The 17,363-nt window shown below is 38.7% G+C and carries 16 protein-coding genes; 3 read left to right on the top strand and 13 right to left on the bottom strand.

The window, feature by feature from the left end; genetic code table 11:
- The first annotated feature begins 138 nt into the window (after positions 1 to 138).
- On the top strand, positions 139 to 1,443 hold the full coding sequence (locus B9A91_RS18515; RefSeq protein ID WP_084240513.1) for a pectate lyase family protein: 1,305 nt from the start codon (positions 139 to 141) through the stop codon (positions 1,441 to 1,443).
- 73 nt (positions 1,444 to 1,516) lie between these two features.
- Here B9A91_RS18515 and B9A91_RS18510 read toward each other — a convergent pair whose 3' ends face one another.
- On the bottom strand, positions 1,517 to 2,398 hold the full coding sequence (locus B9A91_RS18510) for a glycosyltransferase family 8 protein (RefSeq protein WP_084240512.1): 882 nt from the start codon (positions 2,396 to 2,398) through the stop codon (positions 1,517 to 1,519).
- A gap of 51 nt (positions 2,399 to 2,449) precedes the next feature.
- Positions 2,450 to 3,814 carry an oligosaccharide flippase family protein gene (locus B9A91_RS18505; RefSeq protein ID WP_084240511.1) on the bottom strand — a complete coding sequence of 455 codons (1,365 nt, stop codon included), beginning with the start codon at positions 3,812 to 3,814 and terminating at the stop codon, positions 2,450 to 2,452.
- A gap of 111 nt (positions 3,815 to 3,925) precedes the next feature.
- Between B9A91_RS18505 and B9A91_RS18500 the strand changes: the two genes are divergently transcribed.
- Both B9A91_RS18500 and B9A91_RS18495 read left to right on the top strand, forming a co-directional pair.
- Positions 3,926 to 5,008 carry an acyltransferase family protein gene (locus tag B9A91_RS18500; protein WP_159451738.1) on the top strand — a complete coding sequence of 361 codons (1,083 nt, stop codon included), beginning with the start codon at positions 3,926 to 3,928 and terminating at the stop codon, positions 5,006 to 5,008.
- 9 nt (positions 5,009 to 5,017) lie between these two features.
- Positions 5,018 to 5,845 carry a glycosyltransferase family 2 protein gene (locus B9A91_RS18495; protein WP_084240509.1) on the top strand — a complete coding sequence of 276 codons (828 nt, stop codon included), beginning with the start codon at positions 5,018 to 5,020 and terminating at the stop codon, positions 5,843 to 5,845.
- Positions 5,846 to 5,848: 3 nt separating this feature from the next.
- Here the strand turns inward: B9A91_RS18495 and B9A91_RS18490 are convergent, their stop codons facing one another.
- The 11 genes from B9A91_RS18490 to B9A91_RS18440 form a co-directional block, all read right to left on the bottom strand.
- On the bottom strand, positions 5,849 to 6,994 hold the full coding sequence (locus tag B9A91_RS18490; protein ID WP_084240508.1) for a glycosyltransferase family 4 protein: 1,146 nt from the start codon (positions 6,992 to 6,994) through the stop codon (positions 5,849 to 5,851).
- Positions 6,991 to 8,187 carry a glycosyltransferase gene (locus tag B9A91_RS18485; RefSeq protein ID WP_084240507.1) on the bottom strand — a complete coding sequence of 399 codons (1,197 nt, stop codon included), beginning with the start codon at positions 8,185 to 8,187 and terminating at the stop codon, positions 6,991 to 6,993. Before B9A91_RS18485 ends, B9A91_RS18490 begins: the two co-directional genes overlap by 4 nt.
- Before the next feature lie 18 nt (positions 8,188 to 8,205).
- A complete protein-coding gene (locus B9A91_RS18480; protein WP_084240770.1) occupies positions 8,206 to 9,408 on the bottom strand; it encodes a glycosyltransferase in 1,203 nt (400 codons plus the stop codon).
- A gap of 9 nt (positions 9,409 to 9,417) precedes the next feature.
- Positions 9,418 to 10,197, bottom strand: a complete 780-nt coding sequence (locus B9A91_RS18475) for a glycosyltransferase family 2 protein (RefSeq protein WP_084240506.1) — start codon at positions 10,195 to 10,197, stop codon at positions 9,418 to 9,420.
- Positions 10,198 to 10,215: 18 nt separating this feature from the next.
- A complete protein-coding gene (locus tag B9A91_RS18470; protein WP_084240505.1) occupies positions 10,216 to 10,830 on the bottom strand; it encodes an acyltransferase in 615 nt (204 codons plus the stop codon).
- A 117-nt stretch (positions 10,831 to 10,947) separates the two neighbouring features.
- A complete protein-coding gene (locus B9A91_RS18465) occupies positions 10,948 to 12,228 on the bottom strand; it encodes an O-antigen ligase family protein (RefSeq protein ID WP_084240504.1) in 1,281 nt (426 codons plus the stop codon).
- Positions 12,229 to 12,236: 8 nt separating this feature from the next.
- Positions 12,237 to 14,402, bottom strand: a complete 2,166-nt coding sequence (locus B9A91_RS18460) for an exopolysaccharide transport family protein (protein WP_084240503.1) — start codon at positions 14,400 to 14,402, stop codon at positions 12,237 to 12,239.
- A gap of 22 nt (positions 14,403 to 14,424) precedes the next feature.
- Positions 14,425 to 15,105 carry a TolC family protein gene (locus B9A91_RS18455; protein ID WP_084240502.1) on the bottom strand — a complete coding sequence of 227 codons (681 nt, stop codon included), beginning with the start codon at positions 15,103 to 15,105 and terminating at the stop codon, positions 14,425 to 14,427.
- 56 nt (positions 15,106 to 15,161) lie between these two features.
- Positions 15,162 to 16,247: a sugar transferase gene (locus B9A91_RS18450; protein WP_084240501.1), complete on the bottom strand. Its 1,086-nt coding sequence runs from the start codon at positions 16,245 to 16,247 to the stop codon at positions 15,162 to 15,164.
- Positions 16,244 to 16,627 carry a response regulator gene (locus tag B9A91_RS18445; RefSeq protein ID WP_084240500.1) on the bottom strand — a complete coding sequence of 128 codons (384 nt, stop codon included), beginning with the start codon at positions 16,625 to 16,627 and terminating at the stop codon, positions 16,244 to 16,246. The genes B9A91_RS18450 and B9A91_RS18445 overlap by 4 nt, the downstream gene beginning before the upstream one ends.
- Positions 16,628 to 16,925: 298 nt before the next feature.
- Positions 16,926 to 17,297, bottom strand: a complete 372-nt coding sequence (locus B9A91_RS18440) for a hypothetical protein (RefSeq protein ID WP_084240499.1) — start codon at positions 17,295 to 17,297, stop codon at positions 16,926 to 16,928.
- Positions 17,298 to 17,363: the final 66 nt, after the last annotated feature.

Below are 17,363 nucleotides of genomic sequence, written 5' to 3'. Positions count from 1 at the left end.
ATTACATAATTTCTCAAAATTACTCTTGTATTTCATTTTTTTTTCCTATCATTGACCCGAATTACAATTCGTACTTGGTTTACAAATAGGGAGTTTAGCCAATACAAAGTAAAAATTTTTCTAAAAGAGAAAATAAATATGACGACAGGTTTAAAACTATTGGCACTGCCAGCATTAATCGCTCTTGTTTCCTTTTCAGCGTGCAAAAAGAACCCGATAATTACAGAGCAGCCACAGGTTGTTACACCTGAAACCCCAGGTAAACCAGGAAAAGATACTACCACCACCACACCCGTACCCCCTGTTACAAACGTAAGGTACATTCCTTTTGGTACAGGATCTGGAAATCTGGTAATTGATGGTTCAACTTTTAGCCTGCAATGTAATGATGTTATTTTGATACAAGGTGGTTCTTATAAAAGCATTACCATAAAAAACATCAATACCGGATGCCCTATTAAAGTTCAGAACAAAGGGCTTGTAGAGGTAACCGGAAATTCAGACCACTGGAATCTTTCAAATGTAAGCAACCTTACCATTTCAGGAACAGGAGATGCTAACATTGCAAAAGGTTTTGTATCAAGGGATAATGACCAACACCGCTCGATCATCTTATCCGGAAAAATAAACGACCTGACCATCGAAAACTTTGCTTTCAAGAATATAGGCGACTATGTGGTATACTTTGTGTATTCAGATGTAGTGTATTCACCATCAGATCCTAACACCTATACCAATAACCTGAAATTTTTGAATATAGACTGCGATAACACCTCTACGTTTTTGCAAATAGACGGCGGATCTGAAAACGGGGTACTTACCCGCCTGGTAAAAAACCTGGAAATAGGCTACCTGAATTTCAAGAACTCTAATTGCGGCAACATTATTTTTGTAGGCAATGCCGACGATTACAATATCCACCACAATACAGTAACCGACATCAACAGCACCAACAACAACCACAACGGTATCTTTACCATAAAAGGAAGCGGTTCTTTCCACCATAACCTCATCAGAAACCACCAGGGAAATGCCATCAGGGCGTGGTCCAGAAGTTTGGGCACCACACCTAAAAATATATTAATTTATAACAATACGGTGGTGAACTCAAGAAAGTACTCTGCATTTGAGGTGCAATCTTTTGCCAACGAGATTTCGGCCGGAAAAACCACCTATGCAAATGTTAAAGTGTACGACAACATTTGCGGCGACCTGAATTTGAGCAAAGACTGGGTTGGTGTTATTCTCGACATTTACAGCCTGGCTGGCGGTTCGTGTGAGGTATACAACAACATAGGCTTTAATTTCCCGGCCCCTAGCCCGGCAAGTAAATTTACAAACACACAAGCCAATACAGCCTCTACTGTGACCAACAACACCTATTACAATAGTGCTCAGGAGGCGGGCATATCGAACATAAACTCGCTTGCAATACAGAAATAACTCAAAAATATTGTTCATCCCATAAAAAAGGGCTATTTCATTTCTGAAATAGCCCTTTTTTATGGGATGAAAGTTAAAGCTTTAAAAAAGCCTTCTTTATTTTGTTATAAATCTTGCGGATGTTTCTTTTGTTACCGCTAATTGGCTTAAAGTTTTTCCATGGCGTCATTGATAAATACCTGAAAAACTCTTCCCTGTATACTTCTTTAGAATTATAAGAAGTAAATATAGGTTTAATATCCAGGAAATGGACAATGGACGGATCTTCATTTTCTTTAAAAGCGAACCAGTTCCACTTCGGATCCAGCTCGAGCCATTTATTGGCCAAAACAACGTTTAAACCATATTGATCTGCCAGTCTTACATGCTCCTTGTACTTGCTTAAAGCCGAAATTACCTGTGCAGAATAATTTTCTTCTCTCCACCGTTTAGCATTGATCATTAAAACACCCGAATTAAAATATTTGGTATCTGCAGTAAAGCCCAATTCTTTATAATTGGGTACCCCACCCCATTCGCAATCCATTGTTTTGCCAACATCCTGTACGGCCCCGGCAATATAATCGCCTAAAGGTGTATTCCACAATTTAGAGATATCGTCCTGAACAATGGTATCTACATCGAGATAAATTAGCTTTTCTACATCCTTGTCAACCACATAGGGCGAAAATACCCGCAAATACACAGTAAGTGGAAAAGCAGAATTATCTACAGGTATTACAATGCTATCTGGTATAATTTTTTTGCTGTTAAACCATTTAATGGTAATCCTGGAAGGATCTGCAATGGTTTGGATCTTCTCCTTGGTTTTGCTTGAAATACCATCATCAATAATATGAAAATCTATATGCTCGTCCGTATGATGGTTTACATCTATGGATTTTAAAAGTGCAGCAATTAGAATGGAATAATGATTGTCACTTGCTACAACAATTGAGATGTGCTCTTTTTTCATTTTAAAGCTTTATTTAATGATGGTTTTAATTTAAAATAACGTAACTAAACATTAATAGTTTGCGGCCTTTTCTTTTCCTGTAAGGTTGCTGTAAAGCTGCCTGATAAACAAAATTACCTCTTTATATCCAACCACGTACACACTCCAGAAATTAAATTTGGAGTAGTTGTTAAGCGGAATATACGTAAAAATAATGGCAAACAACATGGGGAATATGCCAGCAAAAGCGATACCATAAATGGAATGAAAGATGGATACCCCTACATAGTTGGCCACAAGGTTAATGACCAGCATCACTATAATTTTATAAAAATTTATTTTTGGCATATGGATAACGTCTATAGTCAGTCCAAAAAACCTATCAGCCGGGTACAAAATAGCCATGGTCATAAAAATCCGGAACAGGTTTGGGGCCTCTGTATGCAGGTATTTTTCGCCTCCCAGCAATAAAATAACTGGGTTTGCAAAAATGATGGACAAAACCGCAATACCGGCAATCACTATAGTAAGCATGCCCACCATTTTTTTCATCACATACATCATCTCCTCTTTTTTATTCTGGTTGTAATAGCCAGATAAACTTGGCATACCAGAGGCAGCAAAACTAAGTAGAGGAATTTCCACAATCTGGATCAGGCGCCCCCCAAGGTTATACACTGCCAATCCTGCCGGGCCAATAAAAAAGTTGATAAAGAAGGTATTGGTAACATTAAACAGGTTTGAACTGACACTGGTTGCCATGCTGTACTTACCAAAATGAAAAATCTCTTTAAAACTATCCATACTGAAGTAGCGAAGTGTACCCAGCTTGGTCCAGCCCAGAAACAAAATAACAATACTCGCTATAAAATTGGAACCTATATAGGCCCAGATTACCGTGATCAGTGTTGATTTCTTTAAAATGGTTAAAACGATTACGCTGCCGGTAAATAAAACCTGGTTAATGAGCCGCATCCATAAAAGTCTGTCGAACCTTTTATCGCCCTGTACTGCAAGATTAGCCATAAAAGAAGGTAAAGTAGCAATAGAAATCAGGGAGAAATATTTAAGAAAAAGAATGATGCTTTCGTTGGTAATGTACCTGGATGCAAAAAAAGTGATTACATTTAGCACAATACAAACCACGGTAATGGCAATGGCAAGGCCCCAGGCAGAGCCTGCTACTTCGTTTGCCCGTTTTGGCTCGGTACCGGAGTAAAACTTGATGAAAGCATTGGTAAGAAAGCCAGACCTGATGGTATCTATAAGGCCCAGAACAGTCATAAAAAAAACATAGATACCGATATCGGTAAGCGACAGGGCACGATATAGGATGGCTACGGTAAGCATTCCAAAAACAGACATGATCCCATTGCCAACAAGAGACTGGAAATGTATGTTTCTGGCAGCAGAGAGCAGCTTATTGATCAACCTCATATATTGTTTGTATACACGTTTTAAAACAAACGTGAAGATGCGATAAAATTATGGATATTATCCCGAAATATATTTTATTTTTGAAACATCAGCATAATGCTGTCGAGATCAATGAAAGTAGTTAAATTAGAAGCAATACGCGGTTTTGTAGCCTTTTATGTAGTCATACATCATTTGATCCTATTTACCCCACTGTACAGCAGCACACCAGAATTCTTAAAATTGCTTTTCAGATTTGGTAGAGAAGCTGTACTGATATTCTTTTTGCTTTCTGGTTTTGTAATCTGCCTCTCGATGCAAAAGAACGGCAAGGACAGTTTTTACCGGTATTTTAAAAAAAGGTTTTTAAGGATCTATCCTATCCTGCTCATGACTTTCCTGCTATCTACAGTCGTGTTCTGGGCAAACGGTTACCAGTTTTCTTTCACTGACGTCAAAAACCTTGTGGGTAACCTGCTCCAGTTTCAAAGAATGGAAGATGAGCCTGGCTTTAAGCTCCCTACTTTTCTTAACAATTACCCGCTTTGGTCGCTTGCCTACGAATGGTGGTTTTATATGCTTTTTTTCCCTTTGTTCCATTTGTTCAGAAAAATGGGGGGCAATAGGAAGCTTAGGGGTATTTATACTTTAACAGCAATAGCTGTGGTAGCCTGGCTACTGTTCCTGGTTTTGCCGGATCATTTTTTCCTGGTACTGAACTTTTTCCTATTGTGGTGGGCCGGCTACTACTGTGCAGAAATTTACCTGGAAAGCGGAACCTTTAGCTGGAAAGATCTGTTACCTGTTTTGGGCAGTTTGTTTTTCCTGTCGGCCTTAATTGGCCTGCCTGTAGCCAAGGCCTTATTGCTGGACCACAAGAGCATAGCTCAAATTAACAGTCAATACCCACTCACCAATTACCTGTATCACTTTGTCGAAGCATTTTTATTTATCCTGATCGGAAAAATATGGTGGCAGTTTAAATTGTATGGCTTCGACTTTCTGCTTGGCGCATTTGCCCGGCTTGCACCAATTTCATACGCACTGTATGTAGTACATTTCCCAATCATTCAGCTGGAAATACCCGTTATTGATCATATTTATGGCGTACTGGTTATTAAATCTATACTCATTTTTGGAGTAGCTTATTTGCTGGAATTGAAATTTCAGCCCTGGGTTATCAGTAAGTATAAATTAATGGAAAAATTTTTCTAGATTCGTTTCATGAGACCATTTTCCATTCCTGGAGGAATATCAGCCATTAATAAGGGAAAAGCCGAACTGCTGGACAAAATACCGGAAATTGCCAAAAATTTCAGTAAGATCAACAGTGATACCCCGCTAATTTCGATTGTGATCCCCGCCTATAATGAGGAAGAAAATATTCTTAAAACATTGTATTCACTATCACTCACTAATTCGAAACATGGAATTGAAGTAATTGTGGTAAACAACAATTCTGTTGATGAAACAGAAAGCCTGGCCCTGGCCTGCAATGTAACCTGTATAAAAGAAACCAAGCAGGGCATTACCAATGCCAGGAATGGCGGCCTTGCCCACGCCAGAGGCACCTATCTTGTTAATGCGGATGCAGATACCATCTATCCGCCCAACTGGATTGATGACATGGTTAGCCCTTTACTAAAAAATGAAGGTATTTGTTTAACCTATGGCAAGTTTTCTTTTGTTCCAACTGCAGGCACCCCCAGATCTGTTTACTTCTTTTACGAGTACCTGTCAGATTTCAACAGAAAAATCTGCCAGTTGTTCAAGGAAGAGGCTTTAAATGTATATGGATTTAATTCTGCCTGCCGGCGGCAACAATGTGTGGATGTAGATGGTTTTAACCATCCTCCCCAAACCAACGAGGATGGATGGCTGGCCATTAAGCTGCGAACTAAAGGGTATGGCAAACTACATTGGGTAACACATAACAGAAGTATAGTGTGGACTACCGACCGGCGTATACAGCTTGACGGTGGTTTTTTTAAAGCAACATTTGATCGCCTGGTTAAAAACCTGAGTTTTAAACATATGAAGAGAAGTACTTAAAGGCTATGCTTTTGTTTTAGTGGCAAATTCCTGAAGTACCTGCCTGTAAACCGACGCTATGTTTTCCGTCATCAGCTGAACGTTGTACTTTTCATTTACAGTTGCCCCAGCTTCCTTTCCCAGTCTTTCTCTTAAACCGGCATCGCTCACCAAAGTTTCAAGGGCATCTTTTAACAGGCCTGGTTTTAAAACCGGTACCAGCAGGCCATTTTTCATGTGTACAATGAGGTCATTAATCCCGTCAATTTCTGACGCAACAATGGCTTTTTTCATCGCCATCGCTTCAAGTAAGGCAATAGGCAATCCTTCCCATAAGGATGGCAGGCAAAAAATATCTACTGCTGCCAATACATCAGGAATATCACTCCTGAAATCCTGAAAGATAATCCTCGAATTCAATTTCAATTCGCTGGCAAGGGCCAGCATTTGTGGCTTAAGGTCCCCATCTCCTACGATCAGGAATTTGACCGGCAGGTTCTCAGGCAACTCAGCGATAGCCTTTAAAAAAGTTAAAGGTGCCTTTTGAGCGGTAATTCTTGCCACATATCCGACCAGGATTAGATCTTTATCAACTCCGAGTTCAGCCCTAACATCCCTATATGCCTTATCCGGGTTAAACTTTACCTGGTTAATGCCGTTGACAATTACAGTGGCACGCGGCATATTGAATTTTCTTTTGCCCTCTTCCAGATTGCTTTTTGACACACAAATGGTTTTATTAGCCAGGGAAACCAGCAAACGTTCACTTTGCGTCCTGATCATTTTCACCAGTTTACTTTGGTCTGGATGAAAAGACCAGCCATGAACGGTATAGATCAATGGAATTTTTAGTGATCTGGCAGCATAAAATGTGTTTGAATTTGCACGGGTGCCATGGGCATGAATAAGGTTTATTCCTTCATTTGCCACAATTCCCTTTACGGCGGTCCATACCTTAAAATCAAAGGGCTTTTCAGTATGCACAACATAGGTTTTAAAACCATCGGCACGCAGCTTATCTACCATTGGACCTTCTGTAAAAGACAATATAACCGATTCAAAATGATCTTTATCGAGTGCATTTACCAAATCCAGTACATGGGTTTCGCCACCTCCTACTTTCCCCTGCCTGATGGCGTGTAAAATCCTGATCTTTTTATTTGTGCTCATGGTGTGTCCTTTTTTTCCAGATCGTTGATGTTACTTTCATAGTAATGAACGGTGGCAGTGGATATCTGATTTGCCCGTTTTGCTTTAAACAGGGAAATCACCTGCAGGAACATAAACACAGGGATCCGGCTCAGTGCTGTGTAAATAACACGCGGCGCTTTGAAATAGCTTAATGCCTTAAAGAAAATAAACAGGAAACACAATACTGCAGCCAGCCAAAGCAAAAGAAACTCCGGAAATATAAAAAAATCAATGATTATACTGAGCATTGTTAATGCTGCAACGATAAACAAGGGTGGCCTGGAGAATACCAGACCGCATAAAAACTGGTTCCAGTTTAGATTTGCTAAACCCCTTATAGCCAACACAATACCTTTCCCTGCGTATTTAAACCAGGTGTTGATCCATCTTGCCCGCTGATTTACCAATTGGTCTGATTTGGAGGTTTTTTCATCATAAACCACAGCGGTTTCCGCAAAGGCAATCCTCATGCCACGATTTAGAATTTCCATTTGCAGCACCTTATCAAAACCAGCGCCTTCAATGTTCAACAATTCCAGGCATTCCCTGTAAAAGGCGGTAGTAAATGCCATTCCCGAACCTGCAAGTGATGCTGACGAACCGCTTTCAAACAACAGTTTACGATCAATAAACCTGTAATACATATCACCCGCTTCATCCAGACACGCATAACTGGTATTCAGGTTTTTGGCCTTTCTTACGCCCTGAACAGCTATAAAACCGTTCAGGAAATATTTGTTCAATTCATTAAAATAATCTGGCTCAACAAGGTTATCGCTATCAATAATTGTCAAATACTCATGTGCTCTTTTAAAATTCCTGATGGCATAAAAGTGTGACCTGGTGTTACTTGAAAGGGTCTCTTCTGGCCGGAGTACTACAACCCGTTCGTCAGAAAAGTTGAGCCCGCTAATGTCACAGGCATCGGCTACCACATACACCATATAATTTTGGTAGTTTGATTTCAATATAGAATCCACTACCGCCGGGATCAACCCGGTTTGCTGATAGGCTGTTACAATAACTGCATAATCCGGATCGGAGCTTGCCGCAATACCTGCCCTGAATTTTTTTCTGAAAAAATTAAAGAGGTAAAGCAAAAACGGAAACATCAAACTAGCGGCAACCAGAACCTGTACAGTAAAGAAAAGAATAAGGAACAATCTCGTCATAAAGTATTATTTATTAACTCATTTACCTGTACCGATTACTGCCTGATAAATTGCGGAAACACTATTTTCCCAGGTGTGCCCCAGTGCAAATTCCCTTCTTTTGTGCTGCTCCTGCTCACTGTCATCTTTAAGGGCTTTTTCTATCAGGGTTACATAATCATCTTTAGATGCTGCAAGATAAACGAAATCTTTAAATGTTTCCATTGCTTTGGTATTTGTAGCAACCACAGGCTTGCCAATGGCCAGGTATTCGTCAATCTTCCGCGGGTAATTCCCTATCGTTACTTCATTTACCAGTTGCGGATTGATACAAACGTCAAAGGCATTGATATAATCTGGTAATTCGGCAACGGCTTTGGCGCCGGTAAAGATAACATTGCCCAATTGGTGCAAACCGCTGTTTTTGAAAACTTCGTTTTCTGGCCCTACCAGTACAATAGTCCATTCGGGACGTGCAAATGCAATATATTCAATCAGTTCAATATCCAGCCGTATGCTTTGCAGCGCACCAACATAACCTATTAAAGGTCTTTTTAAGCCCGACAGATCAGCAGGGAGATCCTTGGCTTTCTCTGGAAAGAAAATATCAAGTTCGCAGCCCTGACCTACATAATAAGAATTGGGGTTGTATTTTTGACAGTATTGGGCCAGAAATGTTGAATTGGCTACACAAATATCATTTTTTGCAATCAGTTGGGGCTCCAGTTTTTCACCATGCTTCTTCCAGTAATCAACAGCAACCATATAATCACGGGAATAATAAATGCTGACTGCCGGTTTTAGAAAATCATTCAGGTAAAAACCTTTAAATATCTCATTGTCATTAAACAGGATAAAATCCTTAAAATTCAATTCTGATATGGCTTTTGCAATAGATTTTGCCAGTTTAACATTGTTTAACCTGTTAAAAAAATCAAATATGCGGGTACTTCCAATCCAGTTTATAGATTCAACCATACAATCTGGATAATAATTCCAGAGCTGTTGTTCAATTTGGATGAGGCCTTCTTGCTTTCCTTTGATAATTTCCAGGCGCTTCTGAGTTTTAGGGTCATTTTTACTTCTGTATAAAGTAATCCTGTCCAGCGGCGAGTTGATATACAGAACCCTGTTGTCTTTACTAAATTCCAGGGCAATATTTTTGCAATTACTTCCAATTTCCGTATCCCAGGGCTGCTGTCCAACAACAATAATATCTCTTCCCTTAATCTTGTCCGGCATAAAAAGCATTTAAAATTTTCTAAAAAACAATCCTGAATAGCAATTAAAGTACCGGTATATTGTGCGCAAATTACGTATGAAGAAGTTATCACTGTTTCTCCACCTGTTTCTGTGCATGGTACTTGGTTCTTCGGCTGAATTGACCTGCTCAAGTGCAGATTTATGGGCATCATAAAAAAAAGCCTTGCCTTTATTTTTCAAAAACGACATCATCATTGCAAACTCAGTCTTGTCTCCGGATACACCTTCGCGGTAACGCCCAAACTTTTCTGGAAAAGTAGTACGCCTGAGGTGGGGATGATCACTGTAATAAGCAAATTTATCCAGGCCCGGATACCACCATTTAAAAAGCATCTCCGAAAAACCGTCCCTGCATTTTTTCAGATAAGGATATTTGTTGTAGGCATAAAACCTTACCATATCAAAATCAGGATGTTCCTTAAGCAAGGCCAACCCATTGGCCAGGTTTGAAGCAAAATTATTGAGCAAGATAAAATCTTCCTGAATGTAAAGTGTGTATGGGGTTTCAACTGCGTCCTGCCCTTTATTCAGGTTATTTCCCAAGCCTTTATTTTTTGGTGTAGTTACCAGTTTAAAATCATAATTATTTTTAAGCTGAGCGATATAATCCAGATGTTCCTGTTTGCTGCCGTCATCTGAAACTACAATCTCTTTAAACTGGCAATTGACACGTTTCATTTCTGAAAGCAAACGTTCTAACGACTGGCTCCTGTTGTAATGGGTGACCATTAAGGAAACGTCCTCAAAATAAGTTGGTGTTGTACTCATTGTCTGTTTTTTTATTACCTAAACCCGTTCCCACAGCCCCGAATTACTATTGTATTGTTTGATAACTTTTGCCGGATTACCCACTGCTACCGAAAACGGCGGAACATCTTTGGTAACTACGCTTCCTGCCCCTATTACGCTGTGCTTGCCAATGGTTACACCAGCAGTAACAACACAATTAGCCCCAATCCATACGTTATCAGAAATCACTATCTGTTTACAGTTTACTTTTTGTTTGGATGGGGGAACAGTAATATCTTCAAATCCATGATTAAGGCCAGAAACAACAATATTTTGTGCAAACATCACATCATTACCCACATTCACCGGCCCAATAACCACATTGCCAATCCCGATAATGGTATCGTTCCCTATATGTACATCCCCCACGCCATTGTTAATGGTGGCAAACGATTCAATAATAGATCTATGCCCTAGGCTAAACTTATTGAAAGGAAAAACATCCATTCTGGTACTGTTTCTGACAATGGAATGCTTTCCCTTTTTATGAATAAAGGGGTTAACAAACAGCCTTACCCAAAGCCGTGGCCTATGATCATTAGCTGGGATCAGTAACTTGAGAAAAAATTTCTTAAGCCTTGGATTGGATTTTATTTTAGCTGTAAGTGACATTGGATTTTCAGTTTACGATTTCATCTTCCGGTTCGTACAGATGCTTTAGCCCCCGAACAAAACCGATGATAAAACAGATTAAAGCCGGTAATGCAAAAATTTCATATGGCATAATAGCTATTCAGTTAAAGTTTTCCGTTCTTTTATTTCCCGATCAAATTTCGGCATTTTATAAACAAATGCGCAGGACATAAAAACAATTATTGCCGAAGGCATGGTATTGATCACTTCATTTCCATAACTGCAAAATAGAATCCCCCCAAATCCGGAAGTAAGCGCAATTGATTTAATCTTAAGCCCGGGGTCTTCAATTTTCCAGGTGATGCCGCAACATTTCCCCAGTATATATAACATAATACCAAACCAGATGATAAACCCCACTATTCCGTACATGGCCCATATCTTAACCCAATAGCTATCGGGTTGAACTTTCGAAAGGAACTTATCGGAATTATATTCCATTCCGTTAGCGCCTATAATACCCAACCCACCACCAAATGGCCGTGAACTCATGTATTCTTTTAAGATCCGTTGGCTGTTAAACCGGACATTTAATGAAGGGTCTTCAGGGTTCAAAGCCGATCTGAGCCTGTAAATTTCGTAATTGCCATTTCCAATATAAGTGAATTTCAAAAAGCACAAAAAACCAATAGCAACTGCACCACCCAAAATCAATACCTTAAATTTCTTGGTGAGTATAATTGCGAAAAACGCACCTGGTACCAAAGCAAACAATGCACCCCTGGTACCTGAAAGTAACATCCCATAAAGCATCAACGCAGAAATAACTAATAAAAGGATTTTGTACTTCTTTTGGATTGGCCCCAATGCAAGCACCAATGCCATCAGCCCAATATGGGCCTGTGACGCGCCAAATTGCGCAGCTTCTGAATAAAATGAGAATATCCTTAGCCTGCCAAAAATAATATGTGTCTGCGCCCCGCCATAGGCCAGGAAATTAAAATCACCTTGCGATAATCCAATATACTTTTGCTTTAAGCCGTCAAGCGCGGCCATTGTAGAAAAGAAAAGTACAATAAAAATAAAGGTATTGAGGTCCTTTTCGCGGTCAAATACAATCAGTGTGAGTGACGTAATCATTAAAGGATACAAGGCTGCAGACCTTATTTCTTTTAACCATCCCATTATACTTGCCCCTTCGGGGTTAGCTACTTCGGCAACACTGATAAAGAACCAGAATAACAGCAGGTAAAACATGTCTGTATTTACCTGGGCCCAACCGGTTTTGGTTACCGAAAATATAGCCGCTATAAACGTTAGGATCAGAAAACCTTCTATTAAGGTTCCGGCAGGAAAAACCAGGCTTAACTCTCTGGTAATTAACCATGAGGTAAAACAATAGATCAGTAATAAATAGAGTATCCTTTTCGCAGCCATAGGTGAAATTAACCTGCAGACTGGTTAGTCTTAATATCAGTTAACTTAATTTTGTTTAAAACCCATCCTAAAAACCCATTGCTTTTCTTCAATAATGTAAGGAATTCTTTATCACTGTCACTAATAGATTTTCCTGCTTCAAAAACTGCAATATTCTTTTCAGTGAAAGAAAGCCATTCCTTTGCGATGTTGGTATCACGCAAACTATTGATATCTATAATAATCATGTCAAACTGGCTTTTTAGTACATCAAAACCTGCTTTAAGGCTGCGCTCGTTTTGCATTTCCAGTAAAGAAGCATTAGCTACGCTTTTATTTAAAACTGTAATCAGATCTTCTGCAACAATTTCTTTCTTAACCAGGAAAGCTTCAAAGTTTTGACCTGTGACAAGGCTTCTGGCATTCGGATCACCTGCATTTCTAGGCTCCTCACCCAATAGCAGCACTTTTTTACCAACCATTGCAAAGGCATAGGCCAGGTTGTAGGCAATGGTTGTTTTACCTTCAGTATCATTCAAACTGGTAACCCCAAGAATGTTACTTTCATCAGCCACCAGCTGATTGCTGATTTCGAAACGCAAGGACCTGAGCAGGTTTTTATAAATACCAAATTCCTTTTGGTTTTCCTCGTGGTTCCATATACTGCGAATACCCCTATCAGGGCCCGACAGAAAATTCAAATTGCCTAGTACCGGCATTTTAGTTGCAGCAGCCAACTGACTGGAAGTATTTATAGACCTGTCTAAAAAGAAAAGCAAAAATACCACCCCGAACGTAAGTAAAAAGCTCCCAGCCCCAGCACCGCCCAGATACAGTATTTTTTTTGACGGCAATGGCAAACCGGGCATGCCCAATTCCTCGATCTGCAGCTTAAGTTTCATATTCTGCTCGGTTTTGGTATTGTTAAACCGATCCAGTGCTGCCATATAATCTTTAGTTGCAAGTTCAGCATCCCGCTGGTAGTTCTGTATATCAGCATCATAAGGCACCATACCACTGTACCTTGCCCTTAGTATTCCCAGCTGTCTGTCTAATGAACTAATGCTGCTTTTTGCTTGCTGCATAGCGACTTCCAATGTTAACTTCTGCTGAATCAACGATTGTTTCGATGCACGCGGATCTGTCACATTCTCATCCGCATTCTGGTTCCCCTTTATGGTCAGCAATCTGGTTAATGAATCGACCTTTCTTTGGTCTGAAGCTTTAAAATTTCCATCAATCAAATTAGAATTTGCCACTTCAAGCTGCCGTTTCAAATTGATGATTTCCCTGTTATCAGCCCGGCTGCTTCCTGCCAGTAAAGGGTCGCTTCCTCTTAATTTCGCTTCAATAACACTGATCGCTCCCTGATTGGATTGAATTTCCTTGAGGGCTTGTGTACGTTGTGCCTCATATTCAGATATCTGCCCATAAACAATGGCCGATTGCTCATCCAGGTTCAATACGCCTTTCTGACGTTTAAAATCAGATAAAGCTGTATTCTTCTGATTCATTATATGCTGCTTGGTCTTCAGCAATGAATCCAGCAGAACAATAGAATTGTTCTGATTTGTACTTACGTCTGAACTGTAATTCGCTATAAATTCGGAGGCCAGTGTATTTACTACATAAGCTGACAAATCGGGATTTTCTGAAACAAATTGTATATTGATGTAATCACTGTTATCCGCATGGCTAACTTCTATCCCTTTGCCCAAAGCATATTCACTGTAACCTATCGAAGCAACGATATCAAGTAATTTGTACTTTCCCTTATTGTCTGCCAGGGTGAGGATATTTTTGCTCAATAACTTTTCCTGAAATAGTCTGATTACTTCTTGTTTTTCAGTCGCTGTTAGTGAATCAATCAGTGGAATATTCTTTCTGAAAGCCTTTTGAGGTAAAGTCAGATCGTGCAAAATAAGATTATAGGAAAGAATATTGATGATGCGCTTCATCTTCAATTTTTCCATGATGTTATTGAATTGCTGATTTACCTTGAAATAATCAATATTTTGGTCAGCAAGAACTTGTTTGGAAGGATCCAGCAAACCGGTAGAGATTTGAACTTCCGAACTGTATTCTTTTGGAAGGTTCTGAACAAAATAATACGTAATCGCAACAGCAACAACGGGCACCATTATAAGTGCCCATTTATATTTAAACAATAATTTCAGGAATGATTTAATATCCATGTATGATAACAGGTTAATCTAATTATTTAACGTCAGTCAGTTTTTTCCCAATAATTTCTTCCAATGAATCTTTTGCCTTTAGGTAATTAATTTCGGTCTGGATCCTCGCTGTACTTGAAGCAGTTTGATTAATTTTTGCAGTGCTATATGCATCCAGGGTAATCTCACCTTTTTCAAATTTATTGCGCAGCCCATCTGTAACTGTTTTATTGTCTAAAGCACTCTGTGTAGCAAGTTTAAGTTGGTTCAGTTGCAAAATGTAATCATAATACCTTTTTTTCACTTCAGTTTCCAGCTGCATGATATACTCCTGTGTCTCCAGCTGTGCAACTTTAAAATCTGACTTTGCTTTTTTAACCATAAACGGTTTCTGAAGCACATTGCCTAAATTTACATTGACACCCAATTGAAATCCGTTAAAGTTATAAGGGTTAATAGGATCAATCACCGACTTATCATCAGGACGATAAAAGTAGGAAGCATTAAACATATCAAAGAAAGATACATATGAAATTGGAATTCCTGTTTTGATACCAACTTGTCTTTCTTCAAAAATCTTCTTTCTAGGGTAATTTTCCTTTGCCAGGGCAATGTACTTTTCCAGATCAGCATATTTGATTTCTGGAATTACAGACTCCTGGGCAACAGCGTTTACGCTCAGGAACATTAAAAATATGCAAATAATTTGTAATGACTTTTTCATATATTTTTTATTAGTTTATTGAGTATATTAATTTTTCAATTGATTATTAGAACAAATTAAACCTGCTCCTTCTGTATGAGTGCCGGTATGGTTTTAAGTATGATTTTGAGATCTAAAAAGATAGAATAATTGGCTGCATAATAATTGTCCAATTCTTTTCTTTCTGTTTCAGACATGTCTTTTTTTCCCCTTTTACTGATCTGCCATAAACCGGTTAAACCAGCCGGCCCGAGGAATCTGGTGGACCATTCATTTGTGGTTAATTGTTCTGCTTCATATAAAGGTAAGGGCCTGTTCCCTACCAACGACATATCTCCAACAAATACATTAATCAACTGAGGCAGTTCGTCAATACTGGTTCGTCTTAAAAAGGAACCAAGTTTAGTAATCCTTGGGTCGTTCTTGAACTTAACAAACGCAGCTTTACCGTTCTTTTTGTTGGATTCGTTAGAATACTGGTTCAAATCTGCTATTGAAGCAATCATTTGATCTGCATCACTCCGCATTGACCGGAATTTGTAAAAGTCAAATATCTTATATCCTGCACCTACCCTTTTACTTTTATAAATAACAGCGCCTTTTGATTCCAGTTTAATAAGTATGGCCACCAGAATGAAAATCGGTGTCAAAAACAACAATGCAAATCCGGAAGTTAGCACATCAAATACCCTTTTTGTTAAAGGAATCTGGTATTCCACATCCATTTGTTTGGAAAGTTCCAGAAGTTTCGGTTTGATGAGTTTGAATTTGATCAAAAAATTAAGCCTCTCATAAAAATCTTCTACCGGAAAAGGATAAGTATAGTAATCATTTACCTGCAGCTTTAATGCTTTGCTTCTCCATTCCTTATTTTCTTTTATTCCGAGCAGCACAATAACCAACCCATGAAGCAGGGGGTTATTTTTTATATAGCTTACCTGATCAAAGCAGTCCTTGTTGTCATCCACTTCAATTAGTATGATATCCGGTAAGCTCAGCAGCGACCTGTTGTCCAGGTATTTTTTAAAATCATCGGCATTTTCAAGATGCTCTACGTTGAAATTTGAATCAAAATCTTCAAAAACTACGCTTTTAAGAAGTTTGCCAAAATACACAATTTTTGCATTGATCTCAGGCCTGTTCATGGTTGTAGTTATCATCATGAGAGTAGTTCTGTTATATGAGATTTTAAAATCGTTGGATTAAAAGGCTTTTCCATAAAGCGGTCAATTTTAAATGGCATTTCTTTCACCTTATCTTCCAAATCATCTGCCCCAGATAACAGTATTACTGGTGTATTTCTATAAAATCCGCTGATTTTTAGATTTTTTATCAGTGTACTTCCGTCAAAATAGGGCATCATTAAATCAGATATAATCAAATCAGGATCATTTCCTTCTTCCAGCCATGCAATTGCCTCGATCCCACTTGTTTTAATCACCAAAGTATATTTAGCAGATAGTATAAAATTCAACAACTTAAGTATGCTTGGCTCATCATCTACAACGAGTATTGTCTTTTTACTACCGTCCTTACTCTCCATGACTTTTTAGGGCGTTTTTTTAGCTTATTATAATTAATTCAAACGTAAACAAATTATTCCAACTAACTTCATTTATTTAAGCTTTTCATAGCTTCAATGAAGTTTTTATTTAGTTAGGCATAAAAATAACATTTCTCACAATAAAATATTAAATAATTCAACTCTTTTAAATACATGGACAAAATCTCATTTATCCACAAGAATTTCTTCTTGCAAGTACTTAAATACATGCTCAGTAATTGATTTCAAAATGTTTTAATTTGGGTAAAAAACAAGTTCGGGCAAACTGCCTATGAGGTTATCTGGCATTGATCCTGAAAGATCCTTCCCGAACTTCTCCCTTGGCACAGGAATTTAGCTCGTTGGAAACAACCCTTCCGTAGGAATCTATGACCATTAAACGGATACCCTGAGCTTCGAGGGACTTCACCTGGGTTTTTAAGTTAAAATCTGAAGCATAAAAAAAGGCTATGTCTTCACTGCCATCTTTTACGTTTACATTGTAGTCTTTATTTTGAACAGAATAGCTGATTTGACAATCGCTGCATTCTACTCTCAGGATTCCCTTATTATTAAGCACAACATCCGACAAATCACTGGTAAGTGACTCCTTCTTACAGCTGCAAAAGGACAAAATGAGAAGAATCAATAGGGTGGTTGAGATTTTCATTTTTTATTACTTTTTCACGAATCCCATTGAAAAAATCAGGCCATTAACACAACAATAGTGATTCTA

This window comes from Pedobacter africanus (assembly GCF_900176535.1).
Lineage (GTDB): Bacteria > Bacteroidota > Bacteroidia > Sphingobacteriales > Sphingobacteriaceae > Pedobacter > Pedobacter africanus.
This window is presented reverse-complemented; position numbering and strand designations above follow the sequence as displayed.